Raw genomic sequence first — 10,244 nt, forward strand, 5'->3', positions numbered from 1 at the left:
GCGCCCGGGCTCCGGCCCCGTCTTTCGGCGGGGTCGAGGTGAGAGCGATGTCGCCGCTGACGAGTGTCGGCAGTGGCTGTTCCGGCTCGAAGCGGGGACGGTTGGCCAGCACCTTCTCCCAGAGCGCACGGATCGCTTCCCGGCCCACCGTCCGGTCGCCGGGCGGGTAGGCCATCACCGCGTCCTCTTCGTAGAGTGCGGCGACCCCGGCCGCGTCACCTGCGTTGGATCGCTCAACGAACAAGCGGGTGATGTCTTCGGGTCGCATGGCCTTCTCGTATTCCGGCATGGGTTCCTCCTGACGTCGGGCTTTGGTGCTTCCCAGCCTGGTCGGCCACTGACCAGAAGTCCAACAGATGGATCTGATGGAAGCTACAATTTCCAGTCATGGAGCTGAGACAGCTGGAATACTTCATCGCGGTCTCCGAAGAACAGAACTTCACCCGGGCGGCCGAGCGGGTACACATCAGCCAGTCCGGCGTCAGTGCTCAGATCCGCCAGTTGGAACGTGAACTCGGGGCCGAGCTGTTTGACCGGTCGGCGCGCACTGCCACCCTTACTGTCGCGGGAAAGGCCGCGCTCGAACACGCCCGCGCGGCGCTCGCCGCGGCTCGGGCGGTTCGCCAGGCGGTGGGTGATGTCACCGATCTGATCCAGGGCCGGCTCACGGTTGGGATGGTCATCGGCTGCACCGTCACGCCACTGTTTGACGCGCTCTCTGCGTTCCACCGGGCGCATCCCGGAGTGGAGATCTCACTGTTGGAGGACCATTCCGACCGCCTCGTCGAAGGGGTACGTGCCGGCACCGTCGACCTGGCTCTTATCGGGACCGCAACCGCCACCCCCGACGGGCTGGAAGCGCTGACGATCATCAGTGAGCGGCTCGTCGTAGCAGTGCCGGCCGGGCATCCTCTGGCGAAACAGCGGCGGGTCACGCTGCGCGAACTGATCGCCCACCCGATCGTATGCATGCCACCCGGCACCGGTCTGCGCACTGTGTTCGACCGTGCTTGCACCGCGCAGAGCCTCCAACCCGCGATCGCGTTCCAGGCCAGCGCCGCGGATGCCATTGCCGACCTCGCCGCTCGCGGACTCGGCGTCGCCATCCTCAGCGATTCGATGGCCGCGAGCTATCGCGACCGAATCATCGCCCGCACGATCGACGACGTGGAAACACCCGCCCTGCTGGCCCTGATCTGGAAGAGCACGCACAACCCCGCGGTACGTGAGTTGCTCGCGCACAGCCGGCAAGCATTCTCCAAGCCCGACCCTGGATAGCAGGAGAACCCCGGAACTGTCCGGTGGTTCCTCGCGACCGGTAGCCAAAAAGGTGGCCGGCCGCCGCCCGAACGGCCTCGGCCGGACTGGGATGGGCGTGGCCGGACCGACCGCTGGGCAGGAGCTCGTCAGCAGGAGAAGTGGACGGGCAGTGCGGCCAGCCCTCGGAGAAGGGTGCCGGTCCGCCAGTTCAGCTGCGCGGGATCGGTGGCGAAGGCCATCTCCGGGCGCTGCTCCAGGAGCAGTCGAAGGGCGACCGCGGCTTCGGCACGGGCGAGTGGGGCGCCCAGGCAGTGGTGCAGGCCGTGACCGAAGGCGGCGTGGCCCGAGGCGCGACGCGTGATGTCGAAGCGGTCGGGGTCCGGAAAATGGTGCGGGTCGCGGGAAGCCGCGGCAAGGGAGACCTGGACCGCTTCACCGGCTCCGATGCGAGTGCCGGCGAGGTCAAGGGGCTCGGCCGCGAAGCGGAAGGCCGAGGCGTGGACCGGCGAGTTGTACCGCAGGCTCTCTTCCACGGCAGCCGGGACCAGGCTCACGTCGGCACGCAGCAGTGCGAGTTGCCCGGGGTGGGCGAGCAGTGCGTGGACGGTTCCCGAGATCAGGTTGACCGTCGTCTCGTGGCCCGCGACCAGGAGCAGGAAGGCCATGCCGAGGAGTTCCTCGGCGGTGAGGCCGGAGGCGTCGGCTGCGAGGTCGCTGAGCAGAGTGCCGTCCGGGGCGGCGGCCTTCCGGGCGGTCAGTCCGGTGAGGTAGCCGGTCAGTTCTGCGGCCGCGGACCCTGCCGCCTGTGGTGAGGTCGGCGACACGAGCTCGTTCGACCAGTCGTGGAAGGCGGGCCGGTCCGTCACCGGAACGCCCAGCAGGTCGCAGATCATCGTGATGGGCAGCGGCAGCGCATAGCCGCTCACCAGGTCCGCGGTCCCCTCCCGGGGCAGCGCGGCAAGCAGCTCCGTCGCGACCCTCTCGATCCCCGGCCGCAGGGCCGCGATCCGTCCCGGCGTGAAGTGCCCCGCCGCCAGAGCCCGCAAGCGGGAATGGAGCGGCGGGTCGCTCTGGAGCATGTTGCGGCCGAGGGCGTGGCCGCCGTCGGTCCGCCAGGACGAGGAGTGGCGTATGTCGTTGCGCAGCCTCGGGTCGGTCAGTGCGGCCCTGGCCGCGTCGCGCGTCACGACCAGCCAGCACTCCCCACTGCCCGGAACGAGTACACGGTGCACGGGGCCGTTGGCCCGCAGGGCCGCGTACGCCGGATACGGATTCCTCGCCAGGTCAAGGCCGCCGGGTGCCAGTTCCTCCATGGTGGGTGCCTGCATGAGGTGGCCTTTCGGTGAGCGTCGTGTACGGGGAATCAGCCGAGCCATACGTCCGCCACGCCGGCTGCCAGCGCCGTGGCACGGGCGTATCCCGCGCGGGCGGCAGCGGGGACGCGGGCGTTCGCCGTCATGTCGCGTCCCATCGCGCGCCGGTCCGTGCGGTCGGGACGCACCAGCGACACGGCCGCTCCCCCGGCGGCCAGTCGGGCAGCCTGCTGCTGGGCGCTGGGGTGCGGGCCGACGGCGTGGGGAATGGGGACGACGGCCAGCACCCGGTCGTACCCGCCCGCCAGTTGGATGTTTGCGGTGGAGCGACTGCCGCCGTCGATCCACCGGCGGCCGTCCAGTGCGACCGGCGGCCAGATCAGGGGCACCGCGCAGCTCGCGGCCACGGCGTCGACGAGGTCGGCCTTCGTGTCCGCGTCGAAGGCCCTCACCTCACCGCTCAGCGCGTCGACCGCGGCGATCCGCAGAGCCTTTGCCGGCCAGTCCGTTGCTCCGCACAGCAGGGTCCGCACAGCGTCGTACATCTCGGACCGCGGTGCGGTGGACGCGCCCAGGGCGGCGCGGCCGAGGCGTCGTACAGAGTGCTCGGGGTCGCGGGATCCGAGCGCCGCCCAGAGAAAGCGGAGTGTCCGGGCCGTGGTGACATCGAGCGTGATGCGGTCGTCGCCGGCGAGCTGGCGTTCGTACAGCTCGCGGGGCGGTTGGCCACAGGCCAGCCGGGAGCCGAAGATCGCGCCCGCCGAGGTGCCGATGACCACGTCGGCGCGATGAAGCCCGATGCCCGCGTCCGCGAGGCCGGCGAGCACTCCCGTCAGCCATGCGCCGCCGACGGGGCCTCCGCCGCCGAGTACGAGTGCGGTTCTGCTGCTGTTCCCGCTCACGCCGATCCCTCCCGAAAGCACGAACGTACGGACTCGGGGCACCCCCTGGGGGCCACCTCACTAAACGGGGAGTAGTCCCCATTTTGCAGTGCGACGATACCATCAGTACCGGGGACAGCTCCCCATTTCTCTCGGAGGATGATCACCATCGGCACAGGTGAGGCCACGGCCCCCCAGCGACGCGACGCGCGCCGCAACCGGCAACTCCTGGTGGAGGCGGCCCACGAGGTGTTCACCGAGCAGGGACTGCAGGCCCCGCTCGACCTGATCGCCCGTCGGGCGGGCGTGGGCAACGCGACGCTCTACCGGCACTTCCCCACTCGTGCAGCACTCGTCGACGCCGTCTTCCGAGACCAGTTGTCCGCCACCTCGGAGGCGGGTGAGCGGGCACGGTCGGCCGTGGACGCATGGACGGGACTGAACAACTACCTCCGGGCCGTTTTCGACGCACTCGCCGCCGACCGTGGCACCAACGACCTCATGACCACGCACGTCGAGGGCATCGAGGCGCTGGACGCCGTGCACACGCACAACCGGGAAACGATCGAACTCCTGCTGGAACGCGGGCGACAGGAGGAGACCGTCCGCGCGGACGCCACCACCGAGGACGTCCTGTTCGCGCTGGCCGCTCTGGGTCGCGCCGTCCCGGCCCTGACGGCCGCGACCACGCCGGACGCCTGGCACCGCCCCCTCGCTCTGCTCCTGGACGGCCTGCGCCCGGCACCCGCACCCCTGCCGGGCCCCGCGCTCACCACCGCCCAGCTCGGCGAGGTCCTGAGGGAACTGGGACCGCACCGGGCGCCCGCACCAGGCTTGAACGACGCGTGAGAGCTCCGCCGCCCCGGACATGGGGGCCGTGACAGCCGCCCCCTCAGGCCTGAAGGACTGCTCGTCAGACGGTTCGGTCATGGCCTCATGCGGCTCGGCCGCCACACGTCGTACGCGAATGACCCTGGTCCGGGGCCTGCGCGGACGTCATTCGCGTGTCGGCCGAGCTCCGACAACTCGGCCACCGGGCCACTGCCCGGGCCGCAGGTACTCGCCGGGTGCCGGGCCACTGCCCCGGCACCCGGCGAGTACCTGCGGCCCGGGAGGCAGGACTGGGGTCCGGGGCCCCGACGACCACTCTTCGGAGCTCCGGGCCCGCCATAAGGCGGGTTCATTCTCCCAGGGACCGAAAGCGGGGGGCGGCATGTCACTGACCGCATACGCCCAACAGCCCCAGCCCCAGCCACCCCCGCCGCGCCCGCACGCGCAGCTCGGCATCAGGCGTGCGACCTCAGGGGGCCGGGCGGGCGTCGAGCTCGTCTCCGGCCTCGCGACGGGCCAGCACGGAGGCCGGCTCGCGTTCCGACGGCGCCTGCTCGAAGTGGCGGCGCCGCCAGTACGGGTTGTCGTGAGACAGCTTGCTGGAGACACGGCCGTACATCCCGAACGTGGCGATGACCAGTCCCATGACGAAGCTGAAGATCACGTTGGTCATGCCGAAGTCGAGGACGTTGGCAGGCCGGTCCAGGACGAAGATGTGCGCGAAGCCGCTCAGCACGAAGAGGCCGCCGACTGTCATGTTGAGGACGGAGGCGAAGTTCCCGCCGATGACCGCCCCGGCGAGCAGCGCCACACCGACGACGGCGGAAATGGTGCTGAGCGCGACGTTGGTACTCATGCCGGCGATCGTGTCGCCACCCGTGTCGAAAGGGCTCAGCGCATCGGCGAAGCCGAGAGCGGCGAAGACCAGCAGGACGATGCCGCAGAACCCGGCACCGTACCGGTAGACCGCGGCGAGATGGTGATCGACGGGAAGTTCCTCTTTTAGCCTCATGCCCTTATTTCGACCGATATGCAGGCAATGGATGCACCGGGGCGGTGCTGGTCCTCGGGCGTGGGGGCCAGGGCAGAAAGGGCGCCGAGGACCGCCGCTCTGCGGCAGGTCGGCCGGCATCGGCATCGGGCGTCGGCCCGCTTCCGTGCACGTGCCACTTGCTCCACGCTCCGAACCGGTGCCTCCGCGCCCCGGTCCGCGCGCCTCACCCGGCTGCCCGGCGCGATCGCCACGGCCCACGGGTGCGGATCCGTCTCCTCCGCGGGGCCGCTCGCCCCTGTGACGGCGCCTGCCAGGCAGCCGACGCGAACGATCCGACCGGTTGTGGGGTGGAACCCGCTGTCGGGTGCATCCGCCGCAGCGGCCGAACGCGAAGTAGGGGGTGACGACCCCCGCGCGGGCGGCCTGCGCCGCGAGGTCTTCCGGCTAGGAGACGCTCATGCACGACATGGCGACAGAGCAGGCGTTCGGCGCGCGCGGTTCGCACCGGAGCGGGGACGAAGCCCGCCCGGCACCGCCTTCGGCGAGCGGGGCGCTCCCGCTCACCTGGCGAACGCTGGGCCTGGAGACGATGGCGTCGCTGCTCGTGGTGTCCATGGACCGTCTGAGCAGCCGGTGCTACGCGGCCCGGTGCCAGTGGCCCCGCCTCCACCCCCTCAACGACCGTGCCGAGACCGCCGTACCCCACCATCCCCTGATCATGCTGGAGTCCACCCGGCAACTGGCCACCGCGGTGGAACTCGGTCGTCCCGCGGCGGGTCGCGCGACGCTCGAAGCGGTGTCGGTGAGCCTGGGCCTGCGTCTGCGGACGCGCCCCCTGGAGCGCGGCAGTGCCACCGACGTGTCCGTACGGGTGAGCGTGAGCGACCTTGTGACCGATGCGGGTTCGCTGGTCGCCCACCGCGTCACGGCGGAGTACCTCCACGCGGGCGAGCCCTTCGGGTCGTGCACCATGCGGCTCGTCCGCTCGGCGGACACGGCAGCGCCCCGGGACGAACCGGCGGAACCGGGCCTGCTCCATCCCTCGGCCGCAGCCGTCGGCGCCGCTGCCGAAGGCGACGTGATGCTGGCGCGGGCGTCCCGAGGACACCTCGTGATCGCCCCGCGCGATCCCGGGCACCCGGTGCTCCTGTCCGGCCGGCCGAAGCACCTGCCCCTCGCCGCGGTTCTGGAGGCCGGACGACAAGCGGTCCTGCTCAGCAGCGGCATGACCTCGAGCGCGGTGGTGGGGCTCGAGGTGGACGTGCGTACGCGGGTGCCGTTGCGCGGCGCGCGCATCGAGACGAGGGCGGAAGCTGGCGGTTCCCGGTTCCTCGTCACGGTCGCGGGCCGCCTCGCCGCGACAGGCACGGTCATGTTGTGGGGTCCATGATCGATCGAAGGGCACGGTGCCGCGGACGAGCCGGGAGAAGGGATGTGCGGCAATGAACGGACAGCAGGACGCGGAGGGAATGCTCTGCCTGGTGACCGGCGCGTCCGGGTACATCGGCGGGCGCTTGGTGCCGGAGCTGCTGAGGGCCGGATACCGAGTGAGGTGTCTGGTCCGCTCCCCCGCCAAACTCCGGGACCAGCCCTGGGCGTCCGAGGTCGAGAAGATCCAGGGGGACGTCACCGACCCGGATTCGGTCGCCGGGGCCATGCGTGGCGTCGACGTCGCCTACTACCTGGTGCACGCCCTCTCGTCGGGCGCCGACTTCGAGGACACCGACCGCCGCGCGGCACACATCTTCGCCGATCAGGCCCACGCGGCAGGCATCCGGAGGATCGTCTACCTCGGCGGTCTCACTCCGCGGGGCGTCCCCGAGCAGTCGCTGTCGCCCCATCTGCGTTCCCGCGCGGKGGTCGGTCGCGTCTTCCTCGACTCCCCGGTACCCGCGACGGTGCTGCGGGCCGCCGTCGTCATCGGCTCGGGGTCCGCGTCGTTCGAGATGCTGCGCTATCTGACCGAGCGGCTGCCGGTCATGGTGACGCCCAGTTGGGTGCACACCCGGACGCAGCCCATCGGGGTCCGCGACGTGTTGCGCTACCTCGTCGGAGCGGCCACCATGCCGGACGACGTCGACCGCGCCTTCGACGTCGGCGGACCCGACGTGCTCACCTACCGCGAGATGATGCGCCGCTACGCCGCCGTCGCCGGCCTCCGGAAGCGGATCATCGTACCGGTACCGGTGCTCACCCCCCGCTTGTCCAGCCACTGGGTCGGTCTGGTGACTCCTGTACCGGCTTCGATCGCCCGCCCCCTGACGGAGTCGCTCCGTCATGAGGTCGTCTGCCAGGAACACGACATCGCCCGGTACGTCCCCGACCCTCCGGGCAGGCCGCTGCCGTTCGACGAGGCCCTGGCCCTGGCGCTGCGGCGGGTCCGAGAGGCTCAGGTCGCCACTCGCTGGTCGTCCGCGTCCGTGCCGGGAGCGCCCAGCGATCCCCTTCCCACCGACCCCGACTGGGCCGGCGGCAGCCTGTACGAGGACGAGAGGCAACTGTCCGTCAACGCGTCGCCCGAAGCCCTGTGGAAGGTGGTGGAAGGAATCGGCGGTGACAACGGCTGGTACTCCCTGCCCCTCGCCTGGGCCGTCCGCGGCTGGCTGGACCGGTTCGTCGGGGGTGTCGGGCTGCGCCGCGGCCGACGCGACGCCGAACGCCTCCGGGTCGGCGACTCGCTGGACTTCTGGCGCGTCGAGGAGATCGAGCCGGTCCGGCTGCTGCGGCTGCGGGCGGAGATGCGCCTGCCGGGACTGGCGTGGCTGGAGATGTACGTCGAGACGGACGAGGAAGGCCGCACGTGCTACCGGCAGCGTGCGCTCTTCCACCCGCGTGGGCTCCTCGGCCACGCCTACTGGTGGGCCGTCTCCCCCTTCCACGCCGTCGTCTTCGGCGGCATGGCCCGCAACATCACCCAGGCCGCCGCCAAGGGAATGACAGCCCACAAGGGTGATCGGCCCCGCCGGCGCATCCGGCGCCGCCACCGCCGACGAAGTGGGCAGCACAAGGCATCCGCCAACGCACCACTGCGCCAGGAGTGAAGCCATGACCGTCGCGGTCGTCCTGTTCACCTCGGACCTGCGTCTGCACGACCATCCGCCGCTGCACGCGGCGCTCATGGCGGCGGACGAGGTGGTGCCGCTGTTCGTCCTCGACTCCGGGATCCACGCGACGGGGTTCGACGCTCCCAACCGGCGGGCCTTTCTCGCCGACTGCCTCAACGACCTCGACGCCTCGCTGCGCCGACGCGGCGGCCGGCTCGTGGTCCGCGGGGGGCCGGTCGTCCGGGAGGTCTGCGCGGTGGCCGCCGAGTGCGAGGCCACCCAGGTGCACATGGCCGCCGGCGTCACCGCGTACGCCCACCGCCGCGAGGAACAACTGCGCGAAGCCCTGGACGAAACGGGGGTCGCCCTGCGTGTGCACGACACAGTGATCACCGCTGTCGCCCCGGGGGCGGTGACGCCCGCGGGTTCCGACCACTTCGCTGTCTTCACCCCGTATTTCCGTCGCTGGTCCCAGGAGTCGCTGAGGATGCCCTTCTCCGCGCCCCGGTCCGTGCGCGTCCCCGACGGGGCGCGCGGTGAGCCCTTGCCGGAACGGGCCGGCGTGAGCGATACGTCGCCCGGTCTTCTGCGCGGAGGGGAGACGACCGGCCGCGACCGGTTCGCACGGTGGACGCGTTCCGGACTCTCCCGGTACGAGGACCGCCATGACGACCTCGCGGGTGACGCGACGTCCAAGCTGTCGCCCTATCTCCACTTCGGAGCCCTGTCCCCGGTGGAGCTCGTCCACCGCGCCCGCAAGCAGGGCGGTCCCGGCGCGGAGGCGTTCGTACGCCAGGTGTGCTGGCGGGACTTCCACCACCAGGTGCTGGCGGCACGTCCCAAGGTTTCCGGCCAGGACTACCGCACCCACCACGACCAGTGGCGGAACGAGGACGACGCGGCCGAGGACATCGCCGCATGGCGGGAGGGACGCACGGGCTACCCGATCGTCGACGCGGCCATGCGCCAGCTGCGGCACGAGGGGTGGATGCACAACCGCGCACGCCTGCTGGTGGCGAGCTTCCTGACCAAGACGCTGTACGTCGACTGGCGGATCGGCGCACGCCACTTCCTGGACCTCCTCGTCGACGGCGATATCGTCAACAACCAGCTCAACTGGCAGTGGGTCGCCGGCACCGGCACCGACACGCGGCCCCATCGCGTCCTCAACCCCCTCCTCCAGGCGAAGCGCTTCGATCCGGACGGCACCTACGTGCGCCGCTGGGTTCCCGAGCTCACAGACCTGGCGGGAAGAAAGGTGCACGAACCCTGGCGGCTCCCGGCCGAGCAACGTGAACGGCTCGACTACCCGGGCCCGCTCATCGACCTCGCCGACGGGCTCGCGCGGTTCAAGCACGCCCGCGGCCGCGACTGAGGAGGCATCCCCCCGTGCACTGGCTCTTCGGCGACCAACTCGGCCCCCACTTCCTCACCCCGGGCGACGGGGGCCCCGGACGCGACACTCCCCTGCTCATGATCGAGGCGCGCTCCGTCTTCCGGCGGCGCCGGTTCCACCGGGCCAAGGCCCACCTCGTGCTGTCCGCGATGCGCCACCGCGCGGCCGAACTCGGCGACCGCGTCACGTACGTACGGGCCGACACCTACCGGCAGGGACTGGACCGGGCCACGCGCGGACGCCCGGTCGGCGTCCACCACCCCACCTCCCACGCCGCCATCCGCCTGATGCGTGCCCTGCCCCAGGTGACGGTGGGCCCCGCCCGCGGATTCCTCGTACCGAACGCCGATTTCGCCGCCTGGGCGGACGGGCACGGCGGGAAGCGCCTGCGGCAGGAGGACTTCTACCACTGGGTGCGCCGGGAGCACGACCTGCTGATGGAGGGCGACCGGCCCGCGGCCGGACGGTGGAACCTCGACCACGACAACCGGGAACCCCCGCCCCGCGACACCGCCTCCCTCCAGG

General features: G+C 71.3%; 10 protein-coding genes. 6 read left to right on the forward strand and 4 right to left on the reverse strand.

The genetic code is table 11. The annotated features are described in order from the left end of the window. The coding region (locus tag EAO72_RS16995) for a YybH family protein (RefSeq protein WP_148018184.1) at nt 1-289 on the reverse strand (289 nt) is incomplete at its 3' end. Between the two features lie 98 nt (nt 290-387). On the opposite strand from EAO72_RS16995, the gene EAO72_RS17000 reads away from it, so the two are divergent. Further along, nucleotides 388-1,278 (forward strand): LysR family transcriptional regulator, encoded by an 891-nt coding sequence (locus tag EAO72_RS17000; protein ID WP_148018185.1) that lies wholly within the window; start codon nt 388-390, stop codon nt 1,276-1,278. 128 nt (nt 1,279-1,406) lie between these two features. Here the strand turns inward: EAO72_RS17000 and EAO72_RS17005 are convergent, their stop codons facing one another. Both EAO72_RS17005 and EAO72_RS17010 read right to left on the reverse strand, forming a co-directional pair. After that, nucleotides 1,407-2,588: a cytochrome P450 family protein gene (locus EAO72_RS17005; protein WP_148018186.1), complete on the reverse strand. Its 1,182-nt coding sequence runs from the start codon at nt 2,586-2,588 to the stop codon at nt 1,407-1,409. A 35-nt stretch (nt 2,589-2,623) separates the two neighbouring features. Further along, the gene (locus EAO72_RS17010; protein ID WP_148018187.1) at nt 2,624-3,475 is read right to left on the reverse strand and encodes a patatin-like phospholipase family protein; all 852 of its coding nucleotides are present in this window, start codon (nt 3,473-3,475) and stop codon (nt 2,624-2,626) included. A gap of 138 nt (nt 3,476-3,613) precedes the next feature. On the opposite strand from EAO72_RS17010, the gene EAO72_RS17015 reads away from it, so the two are divergent. Then, a complete protein-coding gene (locus tag EAO72_RS17015; protein WP_148018188.1) occupies nt 3,614-4,303 on the forward strand; it encodes a TetR/AcrR family transcriptional regulator in 690 nt (229 codons plus the stop codon). 451 nt (nt 4,304-4,754) lie between these two features. Here the strand turns inward: EAO72_RS17015 and EAO72_RS17020 are convergent, their stop codons facing one another. Further along, complete coding sequence (locus EAO72_RS17020) at nt 4,755-5,297, reverse strand: DUF4383 domain-containing protein (protein ID WP_148018189.1); 543 nt, start codon at nt 5,295-5,297, stop codon at nt 4,755-4,757. 439 nt (nt 5,298-5,736) lie between these two features. On the opposite strand from EAO72_RS17020, the gene EAO72_RS17025 reads away from it, so the two are divergent. The 4 genes from EAO72_RS17025 to EAO72_RS17040 form a co-directional block, all read left to right on the forward strand. Then, complete coding sequence (locus tag EAO72_RS17025; protein ID WP_148018190.1) at nt 5,737-6,669, forward strand: hotdog family protein; 933 nt, start codon at nt 5,737-5,739, stop codon at nt 6,667-6,669. A 52-nt stretch (nt 6,670-6,721) separates the two neighbouring features. After that, nucleotides 6,722-8,320, forward strand: a complete 1,599-nt coding sequence (locus EAO72_RS17030; RefSeq protein ID WP_148018191.1) for an SDR family oxidoreductase — start codon at nt 6,722-6,724, stop codon at nt 8,318-8,320. 4 nt (nt 8,321-8,324) lie between these two features. Next, nucleotides 8,325-9,698, forward strand: coding sequence for a cryptochrome/photolyase family protein (locus tag EAO72_RS17035; RefSeq protein ID WP_148018192.1), 1,374 nt, complete (start codon nt 8,325-8,327; stop codon nt 9,696-9,698). A gap of 14 nt (nt 9,699-9,712) precedes the next feature. After that, a partial coding sequence (locus tag EAO72_RS17040; RefSeq protein WP_148018217.1) for a cryptochrome/photolyase family protein occupies nt 9,713-10,244 on the forward strand: 532 nt, incomplete at its 3' end.

Source organism: Streptomyces sp. OR43 (assembly GCF_008042275.1).
GTDB lineage: Bacteria > Actinomycetota > Actinomycetes > Streptomycetales > Streptomycetaceae > Streptomyces.

Bases quoted from the DNA above. Each gene is read 5' to 3' on its own strand.
- EAO72_RS17000 (WP_148018185.1), top strand. From the start codon at position 388: ATGGAGCTGAGACAGCTGGAATACTTCATCGCGGTCTCCGAAGAACAG.
- EAO72_RS17005 (WP_148018186.1), bottom strand. From the start codon at position 2,588: ATGCAGGCACCCACCATGGAGGAACTGGCACCCGGCGGCCTTGACCTG.
- EAO72_RS17015 (WP_148018188.1), top strand. From the start codon at position 3,614: ATGATCACCATCGGCACAGGTGAGGCCACGGCCCCCCAGCGACGCGAC.
- EAO72_RS17020 (WP_148018189.1), bottom strand. From the start codon at position 5,297: ATGAGGCTAAAAGAGGAACTTCCCGTCGATCACCATCTCGCCGCGGTC.
- EAO72_RS17025 (WP_148018190.1), top strand. From the start codon at position 5,737: ATGCACGACATGGCGACAGAGCAGGCGTTCGGCGCGCGCGGTTCGCAC.
- EAO72_RS17035 (WP_148018192.1), top strand. From the start codon at position 8,325: ATGACCGTCGCGGTCGTCCTGTTCACCTCGGACCTGCGTCTGCACGAC.